Source organism: Thalassobacillus sp. C254 (assembly GCF_001310615.1).
In genome coordinates, this window is record NZ_BAXQ01000003.1 from 188,497 (window position 1) to 210,740 (window position 22,244).

The 22,244-nt window shown below is 40.3% G+C and carries 19 protein-coding genes and 9 pseudogenes; 9 read left to right on the plus strand and 19 right to left on the minus strand.

Annotation, left to right across the window (positions count from 1 at the left end):
* Positions 1–15: 15 nt before the first annotated feature.
* The 7 genes and pseudogenes from hemH to JCM19033_RS23185 form a co-directional block, all read right to left on the minus strand.
* Positions 16–953, minus strand: a pseudogene (gene hemH, locus JCM19033_RS05490) (ferrochelatase).
* Entirely contained in the window at positions 950–2,005 is a 1,056-nt protein-coding gene (gene hemE / locus JCM19033_RS05495) for a uroporphyrinogen decarboxylase (protein WP_054635559.1), read from the minus strand. The pseudogene hemH and the gene hemE overlap by 4 nt, the downstream one beginning before the upstream one ends.
* 454 nt (positions 2,006–2,459) lie before the next feature.
* Entirely contained in the window at positions 2,460–3,206 is a 747-nt protein-coding gene (locus tag JCM19033_RS27160) for a penicillin-binding transpeptidase domain-containing protein (RefSeq protein ID WP_306301236.1), read from the minus strand.
* On the minus strand, positions 3,161–3,451 hold the full coding sequence (locus tag JCM19033_RS27165; RefSeq protein ID WP_306301237.1) for a penicillin-binding transpeptidase domain-containing protein: 291 nt from the start codon (positions 3,449–3,451) through the stop codon (positions 3,161–3,163). Before JCM19033_RS27165 ends, JCM19033_RS27160 begins: the two co-directional genes overlap by 46 nt.
* On the minus strand, positions 3,442–3,828 hold the full coding sequence (locus JCM19033_RS27170; protein ID WP_306301258.1) for a hypothetical protein: 387 nt from the start codon (positions 3,826–3,828) through the stop codon (positions 3,442–3,444). Before JCM19033_RS27170 ends, JCM19033_RS27165 begins: the two co-directional genes overlap by 10 nt.
* A pseudogene (locus JCM19033_RS27960) lies at positions 3,747–4,576 on the minus strand (transglycosylase domain-containing protein). The gene JCM19033_RS27170 and the pseudogene JCM19033_RS27960 overlap by 82 nt, the downstream one beginning before the upstream one ends.
* Positions 4,577–4,583: 7 nt before the next feature.
* Complete coding sequence (locus JCM19033_RS23185; RefSeq protein ID WP_157049746.1) at positions 4,584–4,730, minus strand: hypothetical protein; 147 nt, start codon at positions 4,728–4,730, stop codon at positions 4,584–4,586.
* 128 nt (positions 4,731–4,858) lie between these two features.
* Between JCM19033_RS23185 and JCM19033_RS05505 the strand changes: the two genes are divergently transcribed.
* Together JCM19033_RS05505 and JCM19033_RS05510 are read left to right on the plus strand one after the other, a co-directional pair.
* The gene (locus JCM19033_RS05505; RefSeq protein WP_306301239.1) at positions 4,859–5,491 is read left to right on the plus strand and encodes a cytochrome c biogenesis CcdA family protein; all 633 of its coding nucleotides are present in this window, start codon (positions 4,859–4,861) and stop codon (positions 5,489–5,491) included.
* 250 nt (positions 5,492–5,741) lie between these two features.
* Positions 5,742–6,911: a M20 family metallopeptidase gene (locus tag JCM19033_RS05510; protein ID WP_054635560.1), complete on the plus strand. Its 1,170-nt coding sequence runs from the start codon at positions 5,742–5,744 to the stop codon at positions 6,909–6,911.
* Positions 6,912–6,923: 12 nt separating this feature from the next.
* Here the strand turns inward: JCM19033_RS05510 and JCM19033_RS27965 are convergent.
* The 5 genes and pseudogenes from JCM19033_RS27965 to JCM19033_RS05535 form a co-directional block, all read right to left on the minus strand.
* Positions 6,924–7,600: pseudogene (locus tag JCM19033_RS27965) on the minus strand (EcsC family protein).
* 122 nt (positions 7,601–7,722) lie between these two features.
* Complete coding sequence (locus tag JCM19033_RS05520; protein ID WP_054635561.1) at positions 7,723–8,940, minus strand: ABC transporter permease; 1,218 nt, start codon at positions 8,938–8,940, stop codon at positions 7,723–7,725.
* Complete coding sequence (locus JCM19033_RS05525) at positions 8,937–9,680, minus strand: ABC transporter ATP-binding protein (RefSeq protein ID WP_054635562.1); 744 nt, start codon at positions 9,678–9,680, stop codon at positions 8,937–8,939. Before JCM19033_RS05525 ends, JCM19033_RS05520 begins: the two co-directional genes overlap by 4 nt.
* Before the next feature lie 167 nt (positions 9,681–9,847).
* The gene (locus tag JCM19033_RS05530) at positions 9,848–10,339 is read right to left on the minus strand and encodes a PCYCGC motif-containing (lipo)protein (RefSeq protein ID WP_054635563.1); all 492 of its coding nucleotides are present in this window, start codon (positions 10,337–10,339) and stop codon (positions 9,848–9,850) included.
* Between the two features lie 159 nt (positions 10,340–10,498).
* Positions 10,499–12,089: pseudogene (locus JCM19033_RS05535) on the minus strand (long-chain-fatty-acid--CoA ligase).
* A gap of 225 nt (positions 12,090–12,314) precedes the next feature.
* Between JCM19033_RS05535 and JCM19033_RS27970 the strand changes: the two are divergent.
* The 4 genes and pseudogenes from JCM19033_RS27970 to JCM19033_RS05555 all read left to right on the plus strand — a co-directional run bounded on the left by JCM19033_RS27970 (position 12,315) and on the right by JCM19033_RS05555 (position 15,226).
* Positions 12,315–12,742, plus strand: a pseudogene (locus tag JCM19033_RS27970) (HIT family protein).
* A gap of 225 nt (positions 12,743–12,967) precedes the next feature.
* A pseudogene (gene serC, locus JCM19033_RS05545) lies at positions 12,968–14,051 on the plus strand (3-phosphoserine/phosphohydroxythreonine transaminase).
* Between the two features lie 141 nt (positions 14,052–14,192).
* Complete coding sequence (locus JCM19033_RS05550; RefSeq protein ID WP_054635564.1) at positions 14,193–14,567, plus strand: YtxH domain-containing protein; 375 nt, start codon at positions 14,193–14,195, stop codon at positions 14,565–14,567.
* 97 nt (positions 14,568–14,664) lie between these two features.
* Positions 14,665–15,226, plus strand: a pseudogene (locus JCM19033_RS05555) (HTH-type transcriptional regulator Hpr).
* Between the two features lie 24 nt (positions 15,227–15,250).
* Here the strand turns inward: JCM19033_RS05555 and JCM19033_RS05560 are convergent.
* Positions 15,251–15,589, minus strand: a complete 339-nt coding sequence (locus tag JCM19033_RS05560; protein WP_054635565.1) for a DUF1878 family protein — start codon at positions 15,587–15,589, stop codon at positions 15,251–15,253.
* Between the two features lie 600 nt (positions 15,590–16,189).
* On the opposite strand from JCM19033_RS05560, the gene JCM19033_RS05570 reads away from it, so the two are divergent.
* Positions 16,190–16,456 (plus strand): DUF3267 domain-containing protein, encoded by a 267-nt coding sequence (locus tag JCM19033_RS05570; protein ID WP_054635567.1) that lies wholly within the window; start codon positions 16,190–16,192, stop codon positions 16,454–16,456.
* A 17-nt stretch (positions 16,457–16,473) separates the two neighbouring features.
* Here the strand turns inward: JCM19033_RS05570 and JCM19033_RS05575 are convergent, their stop codons facing one another.
* Entirely contained in the window at positions 16,474–17,049 is a 576-nt protein-coding gene (locus tag JCM19033_RS05575) for a YpmS family protein (RefSeq protein ID WP_198153411.1), read from the minus strand.
* Between the two features lie 145 nt (positions 17,050–17,194).
* Between JCM19033_RS05575 and JCM19033_RS05580 the strand changes: the two genes are divergently transcribed.
* Positions 17,195–17,380, plus strand: a complete 186-nt coding sequence (locus tag JCM19033_RS05580; protein ID WP_054635569.1) for a hypothetical protein — start codon at positions 17,195–17,197, stop codon at positions 17,378–17,380.
* Positions 17,381–17,592: 212 nt separating this feature from the next.
* On the opposite strand, the gene JCM19033_RS21970 is transcribed toward JCM19033_RS05580, so the two are convergent.
* Entirely contained in the window at positions 17,593–17,676 is an 84-nt protein-coding gene (locus JCM19033_RS21970; RefSeq protein ID WP_035710302.1) for a YjcZ family sporulation protein, read from the minus strand.
* Between the two features lie 463 nt (positions 17,677–18,139).
* On the opposite strand from JCM19033_RS21970, the pseudogene JCM19033_RS25120 reads away from it, so the two are divergent.
* Positions 18,140–18,723 (plus strand): annotated as a pseudogene (locus JCM19033_RS25120) (peptidylprolyl isomerase).
* A gap of 48 nt (positions 18,724–18,771) precedes the next feature.
* Here JCM19033_RS25120 and JCM19033_RS05595 read toward each other — a convergent pair.
* The 4 genes and pseudogenes from JCM19033_RS05595 to JCM19033_RS05610 form a co-directional block, all read right to left on the minus strand.
* On the minus strand, positions 18,772–19,047 hold the full coding sequence (locus JCM19033_RS05595; RefSeq protein WP_054635572.1) for a sporulation YhaL family protein: 276 nt from the start codon (positions 19,045–19,047) through the stop codon (positions 18,772–18,774).
* An 82-nt stretch (positions 19,048–19,129) separates the two neighbouring features.
* Positions 19,130–20,476: a cell wall metabolism sensor histidine kinase WalK gene (locus JCM19033_RS05600; protein WP_054635573.1), complete on the minus strand. Its 1,347-nt coding sequence runs from the start codon at positions 20,474–20,476 to the stop codon at positions 19,130–19,132.
* Positions 20,473–21,150: pseudogene (locus JCM19033_RS05605) on the minus strand (response regulator transcription factor). The gene JCM19033_RS05600 and the pseudogene JCM19033_RS05605 overlap by 4 nt, the downstream one beginning before the upstream one ends.
* A gap of 123 nt (positions 21,151–21,273) precedes the next feature.
* Positions 21,274–22,161: an ATP-binding protein gene (locus tag JCM19033_RS05610; RefSeq protein ID WP_054635574.1), complete on the minus strand. Its 888-nt coding sequence runs from the start codon at positions 22,159–22,161 to the stop codon at positions 21,274–21,276.
* Positions 22,162–22,244: the final 83 nt, after the last annotated feature.

A 22,244-nucleotide genomic window follows, 5' to 3' on the forward strand; every position in this document is an offset into this window, starting at 1 on the left:
ATCTCATTCCCCGTTTTAAATGATCCGTACTTTTTCAAGCTTGTCACTCACAATGTCTGCCAACGCATCTATAAAAAGCGGCTCGGCATTAGGCATGGCCGGACGATAATACTTGGCTCCAATTTCATCAGTCACCAGCTTACATTCCACATCGTTGTCAAACAGTACTTCTAAGTGGTCCGCGACAAATCCAACCGGACAATACACAAAAGAGGTATACCCATGTTTGTTGTACAAATCCCTGGTTAAATCCTGGACATCAGGACCAATCCATGGTTCAGGAGTGTTCCCTTCGCTCTGCCACCCGATTTCATAATTCTTAATGCCAGCTCTCTCAGCTATCAAGTCAGCAGTTTCTCTCAGCTGTTCAGGGTAAGGATCATTGTTCTGGATAATTTTCTCTGGAAGGCTGTGCGCAGAGAAAATGACGACGGTCTCATCCTTATTTTCAATTTCGGCAAAAGTGCTTTCAACTTGTTCTGTCCAATATTGAATAAATTTGGGATGATCATACCAGCTTTCGATACTGGCAATCTCAGGACCACCGATTCTCCCTGTTTCTTCCTGGGCCCGTCCGTTATAAGACTTCACACTAAACGTGGAGAAGTGAGGAGCGAGGACAATGCTCACGGCTTTTTCAATCCCGTCTTCCTTCATTTGTGCAACAGCATCTTCAATAAACGGATCAATATGCTTCAGTCCAAGGTAAGGATAAATTCTTGATCTGGGTGGATTTCATTTAGACGCTCCGCAAGGCGATGTGCCTGCTCTTCTGTTATTTTTGCTAAAGGAGAGATTCCCCCAATCGCTTCATACCTGGAAATCAAATCTTGAAGGGCCTCATCGGAAGGTTTTCTTCCTCTGCGAATGTGCGTGTAATAAGGCTCCACTTCTTCAAGACTTCTAGGTGTTCCATACGCCATGACCAATAATCCTATTCTTTCTCTAGTCATGCCTCTCTCTCCTTTTTTCTCTGTGAAGTATAGTCATGTACAAATGCAGTTAACTTTTTTAAAGTTTCCGGCTTTACTTCTGGAAAAACGCCATGACCTAAATTAAAGATGTATCCATCATCTTCCAAGCCTTGATCCAGAATCTTTCTTGCATGCTCTTCGATTACTTCCCAAGGTGCCAATAAAATGGAAGGATCAAGGTTCCCTTGCAGGGTCTTGGTTACCCCCATTTCCCTTGCTTCTTTTACTGACAGGCGCCAGTCAAGACCAATTACATCCAACGGAAGGTCATCCCATTCTTTAATTAGATGACTTGCACCAACACCAAACATGGTTAGTGGTACCCCTTCTTTTCTAATGGCTGTAAAAATCTTGTTCATAACGGGCTTTACAAATGTGCGGTAGTCCTCTACATTCAGCGTGCCCACCCAGGAATCAAATATTTGGATAGCCTGGGCTCCTGCTTTCACTTGTGCCTGCACATAAGTTATTGTCATTTCCCCAAGCTTATCCATCAACTCGAACCAGGCTTCTTGCTCAGCATACATAAAGGCCTTTGTTTTATGATAGTTCTTTGACGGGCCGCCTTCTATCATATAGCTTGCAAGAGTAAAAGGCGCACCGCTGAAGCTGATTAAGGGAACAGATAACTGCTCTCTTAAAAGTTTAATCGTCTCAAGTACATAAGGAACGTCTTCTTCCGGATTGATTTCCCCGAGCTTTTTCACATCGTCCAGTCCTGTTATCGGGTTATCAATTACCGGGCCTATCCCTGATTTAATCTCTACATCTACCCCTATGGCAGGAAGAGGAGTCATAATATCTTTATATAAAATAGCTGCATCATTGTTATATTGATCTACCGGAAGCTTCGTCACATAAGCACACAGTTCAGGCTGCCTTGTAATTTCAAATAATGAATATTTTTCTTTAAGCTTTCGGTATTCGGGCTGAGACCGTCCTGCCTGTCTCATGTACCACACTGGTGTATGATCTGCTTTTTCCTGCCGGCAGGCTTTTAAATAGGTATTATTTTCTGGCTGTTGCGCCATATATAGCACTCCTTTATTTCCTAGTAAGTTATATCAGTATGTACTCTTTATTATTGTTTCACACGAGCAAATTCCAATCCCTTTTTACCATAACCCCATCCTTTTGTCATGTATAGTCCAAATAAAAAATGTTCATAAAATAGAAGAAAACAACCCCTATTCTGTTTGCTGCCGCCTAATATCAGCGTATGTTACCTTTACCACTTTCTATTAAAAATTGATACAGCAGCATAAACCATTATATCCTGACAAGTTTGTCATAGGAAAAACTTATGCTTACAAGAAGAGTTCATCATTTCTCCTAAGTCCATTTCAGTTCCTTTTATGGAAAAAATATCCATACCCTAAAAACAGAATAGCATAAAAAATGAGCCGGGATATTTAATCCTGGCTCATTTTTTCGAAGGAAGGTGTGGGACAGTCCCTGAATGTCGAACACGCAATTATAAAGCATTTAAAAAGAGAAACCGATATTAACCTCAGCCACATTAGAAGGTTCGCCTTCTGTTTCTGTAAGTGGATTATAGGGGACGATCATGTAATCATCTAATGAAAACATATTGACACCGTCAACTGTATATTCACCTTTTCCTTCCACTTCTCCAACCTTTTCACTTTCACCATTTTTCACTTCATAAACTTGATAAATAATTCGATCATCCTGCGAGGGCGTCCAGGATAAGTTTACATTCAGCAGACCTCCACCTCTCAAGCTGAGTGAGGCATTTAAGTCACCAATGTTTGCAAGCTGTATCGGTTCTTCTAAATCTTTCACGTCTTCCGGCTTATGAAAGGCAATGCTCTCTCGATCCAGATCCTTTCCATTCAAAATCTTTTTAAATAAGGCTGTAGGATAGGAGCTGCTGGCAATCGATTCTTCTTCAACAGCTTCGTCGTATCCCATCCACAGCGCCCCGGTCCATTTTGGTGTGAAACCGACAAACCATGCATCTCTCGCTCCTGTTGTTGTCCCTGTCTTGCCTGCTAATGCATGCTCTGTGGCCCCGGCAGTACCTGTACCTTCCGTGACGACATTTTCTAGCAGCCTTGTCATATACCAGGCATTTTGAGGACTTATTACTTCATTTAATTCAGGGTCTGCTTCCCCTATTTGCTGCCCATTCCTATCATAAATTTCTTCAATGACATAGGGCTCTACTCTATTTCCTTCATTTGCAAAGGCTGTATATGCTGAGGCCATTTCAAGGGGGTATAGCCTGTAGAAAGACCGCCTAATGCCACTGCCAGCCCGTCATCCTCAACAGGAAGGCCGAAATCCTCCATCCAGGAGGTTGCATAATTTACTCCTAGTTCATTAAAAAGCCAGACAGCAGCTGTGTTAGTTGACTGTGCCACAGCTTCAGCCATTGAGATTTCCCCTTGATATTCTCCATTAAAGTTCGCAGGTGAATAACCATCGTAATCAATCTGCTCATCTACCAGCATGGAATAGGATGGTAGCTTCCTGATTCCAGTGCTGGACCATAAACCGCAGCGGGTTTAATAGCAGATCCTGGCTGCCGTTTTACATTAACCCGGTTAAGGCCATGCCTTACATATTCTCTTCCTCCTTGGAGTGCAGCCACACCGCCGGTATGGTGATCAATCATCACATATGCGCCCTCTACAACATTTCCTGGGAAATTCCCGGAATCCTGAAACATGTCATAGGCTTCCAGCTGCAGCTCTTCATCTACAGGAACCACAATATCATACCCGCCTGTATGGATTTCTCTGGAAGTCAGATTATACTTTTCTTCTGCCTCTTGAAGAACCATATCAATATAGGTGAAATAAGCAGGATTATTTTCATACCTCTGCAAATCCTCAGAAAGAGACCTTCCTTGATAAGCACCGTTTCCTCTGCAGTCAAAAAGCCGTGGCGTTCCATAACAGCCAACACTGTATTTCTTCTTTGTTCTGCTCTTTCAATATCATTGGCAGGAGAATAATGGCTTGGTGCTTTAGGAAGAGAAGCGAGCAGGGCTCCTTCGTCCACTGTGAGTTCCCCCACATCTTTTCCAAAATACAATCGTGAAGCCTGTTGAATGCCGTAGCTCCGTGCCCAAAATATATATTATTTAAATAAAAACCAAGGATTTCATCCTTGCTGTATTTTCTTTCAAGGCTCATTGCAATGAGCACTTCTTTTGTTTTTCTCAAAAGCGTTTTGTCGTGGGTCAAAAAGACATTTTTTGCCAATTGCTGAGTGATCGTACTGCCGCCTTCTACCCTTGCACCAGCTAGAATATCTCTATACAGGGCGCGGCCAATTGCTCGCGGGTCAATCCCCTGGTGATTGTAAAATCTTACATCCTCTATTGCCACAAAGGCATTTTGCACGTGAGATGGTACGTCATTAATGTCTACAACCTCTCTGTCTTCCTGAAATAGCTTTGCTATCAATTCGCCATCTGTATCATAAATATGGGAGGTTTCATTCATAACCAGCTGTTTCTCATCAATCGCTACTGTCCCGATGACAACTACTGCAAAATATATAGCAACACCAAGTCCAAAAACAGCGCTGAGCATGGCCATCCATAATAAAATTTTTCTTTTTATCCTCATTCGACAACTAACTCCTTTTGTCGATCACTTCTTTATGTAAAATCATTATAGTATAGATTCGTCCATACCTGAATATATTTTCTCCAATTGTGGTGCCTGGCACCCCATCTTTTTGTAACATTCCTGTAACATACAACTCTTGGTCAGTTTGCACTTCCTCACCCCTTACTGCTGTTTCGTTTGTAAAAATGTCAATGTTCGTCCATTGTTTCTTTACTAAAATAAGCTATAATTTACTATGGTGCTTTTCTTTAAATATCTTTCGCATTGGAGGTGCCTTATTTGACTGAGGTAACCATCTGGTTAGCATTTGGAGCTGGTGTCATTTCTTTCCTGTCTCCTTGTATCTTTCCCCTGGTGCCAGCGTATCTGGCTCAATTAACAGGGACAACCATATCAGAAAACCAAATTCATGCCGAACGCCGCATGATTGTATCAAGAAGTCTTGGTTTTATTTTAGGGTTTACTATTATCTTCCTTATTTTAGGAGCATCCTCTACCTTTATCGGCCAGTTCTTTGCCAGATACAACACGCTAATTGAACAGCTCGGCGGAATTATCATTGTAATTTTTGGTTTGCAAATGGCCGGGATCATTTCTATTCGTGCTCTTTTATCTGAAAAGAAAATGAAACATAACCCTAAAAAGTCAACCAGCTTTGCAAGCTCAGTCGTATTCGGTCTAGTATTTGCTGCTGGTTGGTCACCGTGCATAGGACTTGTTCTTGGAGCTATCTTGACTCTTGCCAGTCAGGCAGAAACAATGACTTCTGGAATGGTGATGCTCTTTGTCTATTCTATCGGACTCGGGATTCCTTTCCTTTTAGTTGCTCTTTTATATTCACGCTCCTTAAACAAAATGAAGAAAATAAATAAGATTATTCCTCGCATTCAAAAGATAAGCGGTATATTATGATCGGCCTTGGAATTATGCTCTTTACCGGATACTTTCAACTGATTTCCAGTTATTTGGCAAGGTTTGTTCCTTTCGGTATTTAATTTAATTCTGGTAGAATAAAAGAATAACATTGTCTCTCAATAAGATTGGCTCATACAGCAATACCTTCGGGTTTAAGCATAAGCTTGGCTGTATGAATAATTGGGAGACTTCTTTGTTGATAAATATTTCGCTTAACGAAAAAAATCAAAAAGGGGGCTAAGAAACTATGGAAAACAAAGTATATGATTATCTGGACACGCTATACAATGAAATGGTTGATATCCGCAGATATCTTCACCAGCATCCTGAACTTTCTTTCCAGGAAGTACATACACCTAAATACATCGCCGAGTTTCACGAAAAACTTGGCCACAAAGTTGAAACAAATGTTGGCGGTCGAGGAGTCGTAGCACGTCTGGAAGGCGGAAATCCTGGTCCTGTCATTGCTCTCCGTGCTGATTTTGATGCTCTTCCTATTCAAGATGAAAAAGAAACCCCTTATAAGTCCACCGTTGATGGCGTAATGCATGCCTGTGGACATGATGGTCATACTGCCACATTACTCGGTTTAGCTAAAGCACTGAACAAAGTTAAGAGTGAACTTAAAGGTACGATAGTTTTTATCCACCAGCATGCAGAAGAGTATGCTCCAGGCGGAGCGATTGAAATGATCAAAGACGGCTGTCTCGATGGTGTCGATGTTATTTTTGGAACCCATTTGTGGGCCACAGAGCCAGTTGGAAAGATTCAATATCACTCAGGGCCAGTCATGGCAGCTGCAGATCGTTTTGAGATCAAAATCCTTGGAAAAGGTGGACACGGTGCTATGCCTCACCTTACAAAGGACGCCATAGTCATTGCTTCTCAGCTTGTTGGAAATATACAACAGCTTGTAAGCCGCCATGTAGATCCTCAGGAATCTGCAGTAGTTTCTATCGGAAAGTTTGAAGCGGACAATGCCTTTAATGTGATTGCTGATACAGCTAAGCTTGTTGGCACGGTCAGAACTTTTAACGAAGAGGTCAGGGATCAAATTGAAGCAGATTTAAAAAGATTAGTAGATGGTGTATGCCTGGGAGCAGATGTGCAAGCTGAATTTGATTACTTTAGAGGGTATCCTCCTGTAGTGAACCATGAGGAGGAAACTGCCTATCTGGCTGCTGCTGCTAAGGGTGTGCCGGGAGTAGAGATTATTGAAGATATGAAACCAATGATGGGCGGCGAGGATTTTGCCCATTATCTAGAACAAGTAAAGGGAACCTTTTTCTTTACAGGGGCTAAAAACCCTGAATGGGAAACTGCCTACCCGCACCATCACCCCAAATTTGATATTGATGAAAAAGCCATGCTGATCGCAGCGAAAACGATGGCTAAAGCAGTTATTCAATACAAATAGAAAAAGAGGATCCTATTTATGAGGATCCTCTTTTTCTGTTAAAAGACGGAGGCGATATCCGTTCTTTGCTGTTTCCGCCAGCACATCCAGGAAATGATAGTTCGCGGCTGCCCCGACAATAGCACCAAAGCCCGGGATCAGCTGAAGCGTTTTAGGGAGGTCAATAAAATCCCGGTATTCAAGCTGAAACTCAGTCCAGTTCACCTCGTCATTTAAGGAAAGCTCTTTTGGTTTATCTTTAATATACTCTCCCCAATTTTCTATCTGTCGACTACTTCCAAACGCTTTCTTTCACTTGAAAATGCTGTTTGAAATAAATGGAGAATGTATAATCTTTCTCTGTAATCAGACGTATCAAAGCCATAAATGGCTGCTGCTGAAAACAAGAACCTCATCTTTATTCCCAGTAGAAGAGGAAAATCTGCCATTCCTAAAAGAATTCCTCCTGCGCCGGTGCCAGCTCCCTCAGCTGCTGCTGTTCTCCTGTATGCAGCAATGGTTTCTTCTAGTTTTCTTTCCCTTTCTTCTAGTGAAGCGTGCAAGATGACTTCTTGTTTTTTACCATACTCTGTCCCTGCCAGAGCTGTGTTTACCACATGCCTTACGGCTTCCCCTATAGAGTCATGAACTTTCTTTGGAATATAGCTGTTCATTTTCGTCTGCATTGTTTTTGTTAGTTTCTTAGACATAGAGGAAGGCTTTTTTACCTTTCTCAGCCAGCTTTCAAGCTCATCATGAGCTCGTTGTTCATATTTATAAGCAGTCACAACAACCCTCCTCTTTGATCAAAGGTGCTGACTCTTTATCCACTTTATGCCGTTTTCCTTTTTTTAAATACCAGTTTTCTTGCATAATACGAGCTAAATACGATACCGGCGGCTAAAGCGGCTATGAGAATAAAGATATTGACTCCATAAAGTCCTAATATGACACTAAACAAAAGAGCCTGCCCCCAAAGGAGTCTCTCTATAATAAACGTGAAAGACTGCTTTTTTAATTTATGTCTGACCGGGTACAAGTCCGTCCAAATTTTCACATCATAATGATTCCAAAGCGTGGAAAGCTGAAGTCCGGTCATGTAAATAAACAAGACTGCTAAAAACCCTCTCCCCAAGTCTGAAGGAATAACAGACATCACTAAGCTTCCTACGATAAACAACCGAACATAAATGCCAAAGTAATCATTTGCTCTAATAAATGTTTTTCCATAAAGATATGTGTATACGGAGGTCTTATTATGGGCGGCTTTATCTACCCATTTAGAAGCCCATAAACGTCCCTTCACGCTTGACTTCAAGTGTGGAACATCGGTAAATGAGTTAGCAATCCTATAGAAGAAGCTTACCATTCTCTCTTCCATTTCTAATATATGCTGCCACTTTAATCCATGTTGGGTATGAAGTTTCCGATAGTAAAAAAGATAGACAAATACCATAGCCCCAATGATCACAAGCGGATAAACGACAGGAGCTGCTGAAAAAAGGAAAAACGTGAATGTAACGTTAACTAAAAACCTTAAACCAATGTGAATATCCCGAGTGGTGACAGATTGAATTCTCATCTCTGCCCACCTGCTTATAAGGTTCCACCATTTCCCTGCAGCAAGCCAAAGAAGGACAGTAAATAGATAACCTGTATCCGGATAAATTCGATCTAAAAATAAGGGACCGAGAACCATAAATAACAAAGCGATGAAAAAGAGCTGCATGATGAAGGTATATATCAATGATTTTCTAAAATAAGAAGTAAGCTGGGTCTCGACTGGAAGCAAGAAAACCAGGTCTCCTTCTTTTAAGAAGGTACGGATGGGGCTTCTTGTCAAAAGCAATGCAAACAGCACTGAAAAAAACAGAACAGCTGGAAAGGCCGGAGGCAGCCATTCTAGAAATGAACTGTAATAGTATCCCCCCATCAAAAACAGGACATATAAAGTGAACACAAACCCGCTGTTCCCTATCAAACGAAGATACCTGACAGCTTCACTCCAAAATGTTTGGGATCGATGTCCCCACAATTCTTGAACCTTCATGATCCTTCTTCCTTTGTCATTTCAATGTAAATATCATCCAACGTAGCTTCAGGCATTCCAGCTTGTTCTCTTAGTTCACTCAGGCTGCCCTGCATACGAATTCTTCCTTCGTGCAGCAATACGAACCTGTCACAATAGCGTTCGGCCGTAGAGAGAATGTGCGTAGACATTAAAATCCCTGCCCCCTGAGACTTCATTTCCATCATCATGTCAAGTAGTGACTTAATAGCCACTGGATCCAGACCTACAAACGGTTCATCAACAATATACAAATCAGGCTCTACAAGGAAGGCACACATAATCATAACCTTCTGACGCATCCCTTTGGAAAAATGGCTTGGAAACCATTTGCGCATTTTTTCCATTCTATATTCCCGAATAAGCTTATCAGAACGTTCTTTAAAGGTTTTTTCGTCAATGTTATAAGCCATAGCGGTCAAACGGAGATGTTCCATTAATGTTAATTCTTCATACAATACCGGTGTTTCAGGGATAAAGGTAAAATTCGAACGGTATCGGTCAGGGTCCTGCTGAAAGGTCTTTCCATTTATGCGGATCTCACCTTTAGAAGGCTCCATAAGCCCTAAAACATGTTTAATGGTAGTACTTTTACCTGCTCCGTTTAAACCTATTAAACCGACTATTTCCTCTTCGTTGATAGAGAAAGATAGGTCGTGAAGAATTGGTTTATGTATGTTGTACCCTCCGCTTACTTCCTCTATTTCGAGTAACCGTGCCATAGTGGATGCCCCTTTTTATATAAAGATAATCGTCTCTGACATGTAAAGTATGTAATTAGATATTATACGTTGCTCCGGTTCCTATAGCAAAATGTACTGCCTTTACGTCTATTTCATAGAAAAAACAGCTTTCTCCTATATAGAAAAGAAAGCTGTTTTTGTAGTCTTTACGCTTCTGGCTGCGGAGTAGGAGTAGCTTCAGGATAGTCACCTGTATTATAGTAGTCATCAATAGCATCTCTGATTTCTTTGTCTGAAGCACCATTTTCACTCATTTGAACAGCAGAATATGCTATTTCAAGACAAACACCGCATTTCATGCCATGATCATCCCAAGTAATTGTACCATCTTCATTTACTTGATTTACAAAGCAGTCATACACATTCCGGTGGCCTGCAGATTCATAACAACCACAGTAACAGGGAATATGTTCAAGAAGGTCTTTATGATGGACAGACTCAGCATAGACAGAGGAAATATCTTCATGAGTATGCTCCAGAAACTCAGGAAGTTCTGCAGCTGAAGCTGTGGTTTCTAAGATATCAAAGCCGTGCTCCTTTTGTTCCCCGACTGCTGGACTTCCGTCTGCATTTTCATTCCCGCATCCTGCCAATCCTGTCAGTAGAACTGCGAGCATTAGAATACTCAGCCATTTCATAACAGCTCTCTCCTTTACTGTCGATAAGATACCTAGAAAAAATTATAGCACAGCAAATATGAGGATGGAGAGATAATTTTTGTCGAGGAAATGACAGAATGGGGCTCACTGTAAATATTCTAACACCAATCTTTTCATCCTGGGCCGAGCCCTTACCTCTTAATTTACCATTCGGTCGTTTTCTCCCCAAAATTCCTTTCTGATTTGTACTTTTTGTATCTTTCCAGAGGCAGTTTTTGGCAGGGCGTCTGTAAAGGTGATCCCTTTTGGGGCCTTAAAATGAGCCATGTTAGAGCGGACAAATGAAATTAATTCTTCTTCATCAGCTTGGGCTCCTTGTTTGAGTACAATCACAGCGTGAGGCACCTCTCCCCATTTCTCATGAGGAACAGCAATAACGGCTGCTTCCAAAACAGCTGGGTGATTATACAGCACCCCTTCCACTTCGATTGAAGAAATGTTTTCTCCTCCGCTGATAATAACATCCTTTCTCCGATCTACTATTTCTATATAATTATTATCATAGACCACAGCCATATCCCCTGTATAAAGATACCCGTTTCGTATCGTTTCTGAGGTAGCTTCCGGATTTTTCAAGTATCCTTCCATTACATTATTGGACCGGACGGCGATTTCTCCAATCGTTGTTCCGTTACGAGGCACTTCCTCCCCGTTTTCATCTAAAACCTTCACGTCAGTGCCTATCATGGAATACCCTGTTTTTGCTTTTAACAAGTGTTTCTCTTCTTTCGGCAAGTGTTCTAACGTAGAAGGAATATCTGAGATGGTAACTAAAGGGAGATCTCCGTCATCCCATATACCTGAATAAATTCCCAGCCAAAGTCCTCCTCCACTTTTGTGACAAACGCCGGCGGTGGAGCTGATCCTGCAATGACCACTCTCATATCCTGTCCAAGCACATGTTCTTCAGGTTCAGACTATGCTCTTCAAGGAGCATATTTAAAACGGTCGGAGCCATATGAGCAATGGTTACCCCGTACCTGTCGACTTTTTTAAAAATTTCCTTTGGATCGACTTTACGCTGCATAACCTGTGTTGCCCCGTTAGCAGTATAGTAAAAAGGCGACCCCCACCCATTAACATGAAACATAGGAAGCACGTGTAGAAGTGTATCTCTGTCAGATACTCTAAGATGATGCATAACGGTCAGAGCATGCAAGTAATTAGACCGGTGCGTTAACAACACTCCTTTAGGGTTTCCAGTGGTTCCGCTCGTGTAAAGGAGGCTCGCTATATCAGATTCATCAAGTTCCTCCCGATCAAAGGCTGAGTCTGGAAATTGCGTAAGCCACTGATCGTAGCTGTAATAATTCTCCTGATCTTCGGCTGCTCCATGGGCAATGATTGTTTCAATTGTAGTCAGCTGATCTTTGATCGGTTCTATTAATGGGTAAAGTTCCTTTTCAACAAACAGCACTTTACTTTCACTATGGTTTAAAATAAAAAGATAATCTTCTGGCTTTAATCTTGTATTTAGCGGAGTCATTACAGCTCCAAGCTGAAATACTCCATAAAACCCTTCAAGCATTTCCAAAGTATTAGGGGCTAAGTACGCTACCTTGTCCCCTTTTCTGATATTAAGCGCTTTCAATCCATGAGAAAGCTGATTTACCCTGCTGTTTAACTCTCTGTACGTGGTTTCCCTTTCTTCATCAATTACAGCAACCTTTTCACTATACAGCTTTACGGCCCGGTCTAGAAATTGTGTTAATACGAGAGGGACATACATAACAGTTCCACCTTTCCCTTCATTGCTATTTCAATATTTTTTCTGCCTCACAACTATAGTACAACACATTTGCTAAAAGTGTAAGAAAATTTAGAAATACGGTAAAATCCTTTTCTATTGATATATTTTTTTAAGCAATTGTTATACAACATGACTATTCTTGTACAGGCAATACCATTTTTTGCTACACTAAGGTAGGACGTCTTTTCATAAGGAGGAAATCATATGTCTCACTCGCCCGATTGTATTTTTTGTAAAATAATAGGTGGAGAAATACCTTCAGCAACTGTTTATGAAGATGAACACGTAGTAGCATTTATGGATATTGGACAAGTGACTAAGGGACACACCTTGTTAATTCCCAAAGATCACCAGGAAAATATTTTGAACTTGAAGAGGAAACAGCTGCTCATTTATTTTCAACTGCTCCGAAAATTGCACGTGCATTACGAAAAGAATTTCAGCCTAAAGGGATGAACCTTGTGAATAACAATGGAAAAGCAGCATCTCAGTCGGTGTTCCATTATCATTTACACTTCATTCCTCGATATGACGAAAATGATGGATTCCAACCGACCTGGGAGGACAATAGTTCCGATTATTCCCCGGAAAAGTTACAGGAAATGGCTAAAGCTGTGCAACAAAATATGTAAAAAAGTGCACCATAAAGGTGCGCTTTTTTTATCGGTTGGTTTTGACTCTTTCGTTTTAAGAACTGAAAAAATCACAATTTGTTCTTTTCCCGGAATGTTTGCTTTAAATTTTCTTTTTTTATGGTGTTAGAAGGTTCACAAACTTAACAGAAAACTGTAACGTATTAAATATGTAAAGCAAAGTAACCCTAATTACCAGAGATTTAAAAGGAGTGGAGAGAGAAAATGAACCGAGCCCATAATTTTAACGCCGGTCCTGCTGCCTTGCCAGCCGAGGTATTAGAAAAAGCGAAAGAGGAACTTCTTAATTTTGAAGAAACAGGCATGTCTGTCATGGAATTAAGTCATCGGAGCAAAGAATACGACTACGTACATAATAAAGCAATATTGCTTCTAAAAGAGCTTCTTAATGTACCTGAAGATTACGAGGTTATTTTATTGCAAGGCGGTGCAAGTCTGCAATTTTCCATGATCCCTATGAACTTTTTAAAGTCAGGAGAGACAGCAAACTATATACTTACCGGCTCATGGTCTGAAAAGGCTCTAAAGGAAGCCAAAATTCTTGGTGAAACGAAAACAGGAGCTTCTTCCAAGGAAACGAATTACGACCGTATCCCGGAACTTTCTGAAATAGACGTAGATCCAAAAGACTCTTATGTCCACCTTACTACCAACAACACCATTTTTGGTACACAGTGGCCATCCTTTGAATTTGATTGGGATACACCCGTAATGCTGATATGTCCAGTGACATATTATGCCGTCCAATCCCTTTGGAAAAATTCTCTCTTATTTACGCCGGTGCTCAAAAAATCTTGGTCCATCAGGTGTTACAGTGGTTATACTTAAGAAATCCCTTCTTGAGAAAATTCCTGATGATATTCCTACGCTGCTGAGATATGACACACACACGAAATCTAATTCGTTGTATCATACACCTCCAACTTTTGGTATTTATATGCTGAAAAACGTTCTTGAGTGGATTCAGGAGCATGGGGGATTAGAAGGCATGGAGAAAAGAAATAAAGAAAAAGCAGATATTCTCTACAAAGCTATTGATGAGAGTGATGGCTTCTATAAAGGCCACGCTGATAAAGACAGCCGCTCCTTAATGAACGTGACTTTCAATCTGCCCAATGATGAGCTTAACAAACTGTTTTTAAATCAAGCCAAAGAACGTAACATGATTGGCTTAAACGGCCATCGTTCGGTTGGCGGCTGCCGCGCATCCATATACAATGCTGTTTCACTCGAGTCTTGTAAAGCCCTTAGAGACTTTATGGTTGAGTTTCAGAAACAGCACGGATAATAACTTTAATTGCACAGGACCTCCGTCCTGTGCTTTTTTCTCAAAGGTATCTTTAAATAATAGTTTGAAGGGATACAGAAAAGAGGAAAATAACCAAATAAGAGTTTTCCGTAAAAATATTTTCAAAAAGGAGCGAGAATCGTGAATACAAAATCAATTGTTTCCGGAATAGCAGCTGGCATTTTAATGGGAGGAGCCTACGTGCTGTTAACCGCGCCCCAATCAGGAAAGGAGCTAAGAGAAAAGGCTAAAAGAAAAGAGGAATGGACAGCGCTTAACGAACAGACGCTCAATAAAAAGGATGAGATAAAAGAAAAGTGGAATGAAATTTCTACAGAAGGAAAAGAAGCACTCTCAAATCTTTCCTCAGAGATGCAAAGAACCTATAACCGTTATGAGGAGGAAGTAAAGCCTGAAGTACAGGCAATTCAAAAGGAAGTGCAGGAAATTTCAGACACAATTGCCACTTTAAGTGAAAAAATAAGGAAAGAAGCTGATGGAAAAGAAAATAAATAATATTATTTTATAAAAAAACCTTAGTTCTCCTTTATTCCTTACTCAATTGTTGTCATAATAGTAAGAAAGTATCTGCCTATAATAAGGGGGGAAATCTATGGCTAACTATTCTTCTGACTCCATTCAGGAGTCCATTATTTTCAGCCACAAAGTGGCACAATTAAGTAAAGCATTGTGGAAATCCGTTGAAAAGGATTGGCAGGCGTGGATTAAACCGTTTGACTTAAATATTAATGAACACCATATCCTATGGCTCTCTTACCAAATGAAGGGTGCCTCTATATCTGATATCGCTAAATTTGGTGTCATGCATGTTTCAACTGCTTTTAACTTTTCAAAAAAGTTAGAGGAAAGAGGCTATTTAACTTTCTCTAAGCGTGAAAAAGATAAAAGAAATACCTATATAAAATTGACTGACAAAGGTGAAGAGCTTTTGCTAAAAACTTTTGAAAGTTATGACCACAATACCTATAGTGTTTACCAGGGGCTATGCCAATTAAAGAATTGTATGGAAAATTCCCAGAATTTTCAGAATTATATACCATTGTTCGTTATATATACGGGACTGAATTTATGGATTCTTTAGATGAGTCCTTCATACATTCGAAGAAGAATTTAAAGAAGAAGAGGGGGCTCTTCGTCCAACTTCTGCAAAGTAGCCGGGTTTAGTAATTCCCCCCTATTCATCTCTCCCTTATCCGATCCTGGAGGACCGTCACCAAATCTATGTACAACCCCTGCTTTTTCAGTGCCATGATGGTTTCTTCAGGATTTAACTTAGGGTTCAGTTCTCCTATAAATTCATCCAGCAGCTCCCCGTGATAGACCATTCCCTGTTTTCTTTCTTCAGCCAGCTTTCGCTCTAACACAGCGCACAAAGAATACAGTTTACTCATTTCCTTTTCTGTTATCTTTCTTTTTATAATTAGCCGGTAAAAGGGATGTCTTTCATCAATAAGCTCCATTAAAAGCTTTTGATGAAACTCCAGCCTTTCAATTCTCTCTCTCCATTCTTCATCCATATAATAATTTTTCCTCCTTCCCTTTTCTTTTTTGTCTCTGTTAAAGGCGAATGTTGATTTTTAAAAGTTATTTGCGTGTGGATAAAGTCGTGAAGACCGCGTGAATTCAGATGAAGAGAAGCAAGGTACCTTTCGGTGCAAGCGAGCGTCTAAAAACAAAAATCAACGACAAATGGAACAAAGCTTTTTTATAAGAAAAGTACAAAATTGTCGAAAATCTATGTTTTTTAATAATTTATGTCTTACCTATTGATTTTTTAAGCAAATCCCTCTAAATTAATCAAAGAGATGGCTGAAGGGAGGAGATTGGGATGAACTGCTGGAAATCAGTAAATACACTCAAAGATTTCGATTCATCACGACTGATGCTTATTTCATTAGGTATAACATTATGTATTTTCATTATAAGTTACCTGATTTTTAGTCTCTATTTTGGAGATATCAGCTCACAAGGCATCGGTTTCACGCTTACAGTTGCTGCCATAGTCACTTTATATCCAGTTCATACCATGTTGCATTATGTCCCCCTTTGGTTTGCAGGGATCAAGACGGACGTACGGCTTTATAAAGTGAAAAAAAAAGGAAAACAAAAAAGTAACAATGAAAGTAAAGTTTAACAAGCCTGTGGCAAAAAATCTCTACATTACTGCTTTACTATTTCCCTCATTTTTAATTACGATAGGGGCTCTTCTTGGAGCATTAACCTGGCCTGAGTACATGCATTATTTTCTGTTACTCACTTCAATTAATGCAGGGCTTTCTGTTTATGACTGGGTATATGTAAAACAATTAATAAAAGCACCTAAATACAGCGTAGTAGAGAGAAATAAAAATGGTGTAGACATTTTAGTAAAGCAGCCATCTTAAGACGGCTGCCTTACCAATTATTCCTGAATTCTCATAATATCAATTTCGATATTATTTTCCAGCAAATCAATTTCTCTAATCGCTGGTACATATTCATCATTAATCTCTATTTCTGAAAGAGAGATATAGATGGCTCGCTCTTCCGGATAAATTTCTGCCCACTCAGGCAAGTCTGCTTGTGATTTAAGGACTTGTAAGGCTTCGGGTCCTGGCAGCTGCAAAATGCCAAGACGGAGACCATCCTCGCGAAGTATAAGATCTCCATTTTCCTGAACCTCTGGAGCAAAGTTCATCTCTAATTCAATAGACCTCCCAAGAAGCTCTATTGAAGATTCAAGGATCAGACGGTCCTCTGCTGCTTCTACACTGAATTCTTCATCTTCCAGTTCTTCATATAAGAAATAATTCAGTTGTTCCTTTGTAGTAGTAAGGGTAAAAACCGGTTCGCCTGGCTCTTCCACTGTCGTATCAGGCAGCTCTTTAGAGTCTTCTGTCTCAGGTAAGTAATGGTTGATGGCTGCCACCCCTCCGATTATAACAATTATATTTACACTAAGGAGGAGGAAAAAGGCAATCATCCAAATATTTTTCATTTTTCTGCTCTCCATTGCCACACACCTGCTTTATAAATTATTTCCTCCGCTTTCTTTGTAGTTTCCTTTTTTGGAAGTGAAAAACTATCTTTTTCCTTGAACTTTTGGTAAGGTAAAGAAGATATGAGTTATTGGGGGTAACATTATGTTCGTTGTCTTCTTTGTAATTTTTGCTCTTTTTTATTTATTTGTAATCAATTCCATGACTAACGCCCTTTGCACACAAAAAGAAATCTCGGAAGAGCGTCAGCCTAAAGTGTTTCGTACAATTAACGTTCTCATTACAATTTTGTTAACATCAACGTACGTCAGAATGTTAATTGCAGCCTAGACGCATTTCATCCAGGCTGCTACAGTATGCAATTCAAGCCTGAACCAGGTCGTTTATCAATAAGGGTCTCCCTTGAGGCTTTTCTTCATGTTTCCAGCAGGAAATGGTTCTGTTTCTATCTGCCCATTTCTTTTTGGATCCAGTGAGGAGAAGACAACATAAGGGAGACCTTTTTTTGGTTAAATAAGCTGCTCGAAAGCTAACTCTTTATCTTAATACCATGAAGCTCCAACAATAACTAGTAAGATGAACAGGACTACAATTAACGCAAACCCGCCGTAATATCCTTTAGACATGAGAACACCTCCCCCTGCCATGTTTACAATAGTTTATTCTTTCCCTCTTTCGGATGCGTGGCTTTTGCCTAAAAACTCTTTTTTCTTCTATAGCGTTTATGGTATAGTATGTTTGTCTATGAGAAAGGCACTACTTGAGGAGTGAACAACAAAAATGAATAAGCGATTAATCACGTTGTTAAGCATTGGCGGAGCTGTAGCAGCCTTAACTGCTTGTAACAACAATGAACAAGAGGCACAAAACGGTGAAACAATTGTTGAAGTCAATGATACTGTTATTACTGAAGAGGAATTTATAAACGAACTAAAGGAAACTTACGGCGAGCAAATGTTAAATGAAATGGTACAAACAACTGTGCTTGAAGATAAAGCTGAAGAAGTTGGAGTGACAGAAGAGCAGGTTCAAAATGAATTAGACCAGTATAAGGAAAACTTTAATGCAGAAGATGATGATGAGCTGCTCATGCTGTTACAGACACAATATCAGCTTCCTGTTACTTCTATAGAGCAATTTAAGAATGAACTTATCCGACCACAGCTTATTCTAGAAGAGCTAACACGTGAAGATGTTGACCTATCTGATGAAGCGAAACAAGAATATTTTGAGGAGAATGAAGAAGACCTGGCTGAAGTCAGGGCTCGCCACATTCTCGTTGAAAGTGAAGAAGAAGCAGATGAGCTTTATGAAGAATTACAAGAAGGTGCTGACTTTGAAGAGCTGGCATCAGAGCATTCAATTGATCCAGGATCCGGGGCACAAGGCGGAGACTTAGGATTTTTAGCCGCGGAGAAATGGTAGAAGAGTTTGAAGAAACTGCATTCTCTCTTGACGAAGGCGAAGTCAGTGAACCTGTAGAATCAGACTTTGGTTTCCACATTATCGAAGTCATAGAAAAAAGGGAATCTTTTGAGGAGCTTGAAGAGCAAATTGAAGAAGCACTCATTCAGCAAGAAGCACGCAGTCCAGAAGAAGTAATGGAGGAAATTATGGCTGAGGCAGAGATTAATGTGCAAGACCCTGCATACAGCGATTGGATTGAGCAATAAGAAAAAAAGCGCGGGACAGGCTGATAGCCAGTTCCGCGCTTTCTACATTCAAGAAAGAGAATTTTCCCTGCTTCTTTTTGCCTTTTCATCTTCCATCCGCCGAATAAAGATTCTACCTTCCTGCTCTATCCACTTTTGTTCTTCCTGCCGTTCTTCTTTCGATGTTTTATACCACATATACCCGCAATATACTGAGCCGACAGCTATTAAAATAACCCACCAGGGCAAGGCTATCCCGCCCATCTCGGCAAGACGCTGTAAGGTTACCAACACTAAGAATAAGGCCACTGATATAAAAAGCAATCGCTTGGAATGAAGGTTCATGGTCTCCCCCTCCTCTTACATTTAAACTTGTCCTCCTGGTTATTAATTTATGAGCGGGAGCACCATTGTATGCCAGGGTTTTTTACGATTTAGGAATCGTAATCTTAAAACTTACACCCTCTTCTTCATTAAGAACCTCGTGATAGCCGTGATGAAGCTCAGCTATGCGACGGACGATAGCCAGTCCTAATCCAAATTGCCCTTTGTTCCCTTTTCTGAAAGGATCAAATAAATGTGGGATGTCCTCCTCTTCTATCTTTTCACCATTGTTTTTTACAATAATGGCTATATTTTTTCCTTCATCAACAGCCCGAATCCATATGGTATCCTTGGCATACCTCATCGAATTTTCTACAAGGTTTTCCAAGAGAACTTGCAGATGCTCAGAGTCCCCTTTGAACTTCAGGTCGGCTCCCTCAATGACAAAGGTTATATCCTCCCTTTGCATCCGGAACCTCTCTTCTATTCTGAATGCTAATGCTCCAAATACAAGTTCCTCCAAGTTAATTGTTTCTTTTTTTAAGGCGTCAAGTTTTGTAAAATAAAGCATGTCCTTTACACGCTTATCCATCCGGTCCGCTTCCTCCAAGATAACATCCATGGTCTGCCCGAGATCATCTTTAGGCATGATGCCGTCTTTTACTGACTGGGCATACGTTTTTACCACCATAATGGGTGTCTTTAATTCATGGGAAGCATGCTGGATAAATGTTTTTTGAGAACGGTCGTACCTGATAAGATTTTGGCGCATTCGCTCAAACTGATCTGAAAGCTTTTGAAAATCTTCGTCCCCTTCCCATCGAAATGGCTCTTTCCAATTTCGTTTAGCAATCTGCTCAAACCGATCTCCAAGCACTCTTAAAGGTTGTCTTAAATATCGTTTAAGCCAAATAGCCGGCAGAAGACTGAGGGCACTTGTAATTAACATTAAATAAACTAGTCTTTCCCATAGACGATTTACCATCAAATCTCTATATGTGTCCCACATATAAGAGATCTGATAGGCCTCTTCTCCATCAGATTCGATACGAGAAATTACATAGAATAAAGTAGCTCCGTGATACGTTAACTCATACCTTTGCCGGTTTCCCTCCTGGTTTACTGCATTTGAAACGATTTCCTGCAGTACCTCATCCGGTGGAATAGGCTCTCCGCGCAGAGTGCCGAGCTGGTCAAATAAGAATAAATGACCTACTGACCTTTCTGCTTCCCTTCTTTCAATAAAATCAAGCTCTGATTGCGGTGGAGAGAAATAGTCACTGAATGGATTGGCAAATCTGGCCTGCTCCTGTTCTATAATCCTGTATGTTTCATCAGTCAAAGTGCCGCGAATCGAAATTGGATAAATAACCGTAATTGTCAGGCCAACCAGAACAATAATTGCAATAAAAGAAAGCCAGATTCTCTGGGTTAAATTTACCTTCATCATGATGATAGAACACGGTATCCATAACCATACAGTGTTTCAAGATGTATGCGATCCATCTTCTTTCTAACTCTGCGCACAACATCATCCACTGCCCGTTCAGACCCGAAGTAATTTTCCCCCCATACTTGTTCAATGATATCCTCTCTGGAAAGAGCTTTCCCAAGCTCTTCTGTAAGCAAAAGAATTAAATCCATTTCCTTTGTAGTTAAATCAATGACTTCATTATCATTAAGTCTGTCTGTTACTGTTCTTGCCTCAGGTCGATAACGTAATCGTTAAGCTCCCTTTTCTTTACTTCCTGAACCTGAGAGCCATATACGCGAGAGAGAAGCTTTTTTGCACGTATGATTAACTCCTGGGGGAGAAAAGGTTTAGCTAAATAATCATCACTTCCCATTTCCAGTCCCAAAACCCGATCAAGATCCTGGTCCCGGGCTGAAATAAAGATTACTGGGACCTCTCCTTCTTTTTCACGGATCCCTTTTAGAATTTGATATCCGTCTGTTCCAGGAAGCATAATATCCAGGACACAGGTGGGGAGGCTTATCGATCGCGGCAATGGCGTCATCCCCATTATCATATATCTCTACTGTCCAGCCCTCTTTTTCCATATATGCTTTTAAAACTTCCGATAAATTCTGTTCATCTTCCACTAAGTAAACGGTATAACTCATAAGCCTCTATTCCTTTCACCTTAACGTTATTTGGCCTTACAAGGCTTTACCTTCGATCTCTTCCCACACATCGTATCAATCTTTTTATGAAAGTGCCATCTCTTTGTAGTAGATACCAAATTTTTAAACACTTTCTCCGTATTCCTCAGATAAGTGATTAACCTTGGCAGGGTTTATCTCTTCTTTACTATGAGAATGACATGAAAAGTAAATAATCTGCCGGGTTTGTGACAATTGGCTTAACAGGGCAAAAGCTCGTTTTCTTCGCTGGTCATCAAAATTCACAAAAGGATCGTCCATAATCAGCGGAAAGGAAAGGGCAGGATCATGAATTTCGGCCAGTGCTAAGCGTAAAGCCAGATATAACTGTTCAGCCGTTCCCCTGCTTAATTCCTCAGGAGAAAACCTTAGACCAAGTTTATTTTCTGCCACAAACCGCTGTTCCCCCAAAGGGGCAAACAAATTTACGTATTCCCCTTCTGTAAGGTCAGCAAAGTATCTGGCTGCCTGTTTCATCACTTGAGGCTGTCGTTCTTTTTCATGGACAGCTTTTGCTTTTTTAATCATTACTAACGCCGTTTTGTAAACGGCCCATTCTTTTGCCAGTTCATTTACGCTTATTGTATCTTCTTTGTACCGTTGAAGCTGCTCTTCATAGGTTCCTCCCTTTTCTATAGAGGTCAGCCTTTGTTTCTTCTCTGCTTTTTTTTCTTGAATTTCCTTTTCTCTGGCCTGATAATATTCTATTTTTTGTTCCTTCTCACCAAGCAGTACAGAGGATGGCTCATCCATTGCTCTTATTTCGGCCTTTAGTTCTTCAATAGTCTCTCCTTCATCCATGTAAGGTTTCATTTGACCCAAAATGAGTTCATATCTTTCAGTCAAGCGGTCATGCTCACGTTTTTTTGTCATTGCGTTATAATACTCTTCAACTGTGTTTACATGAAAAGAAAAGAGGATTGAATTGATAGAATCCTTTATTTGATACATGTTTTCTTTTTTCTTTTTCATTTCTTTTTTGCAGATTCATCCATTCTTTTTCTTTATCGCTTTTTTCTGTTGCTTTTTTCTTTTTCCAGGTCGATAGCTTTTTC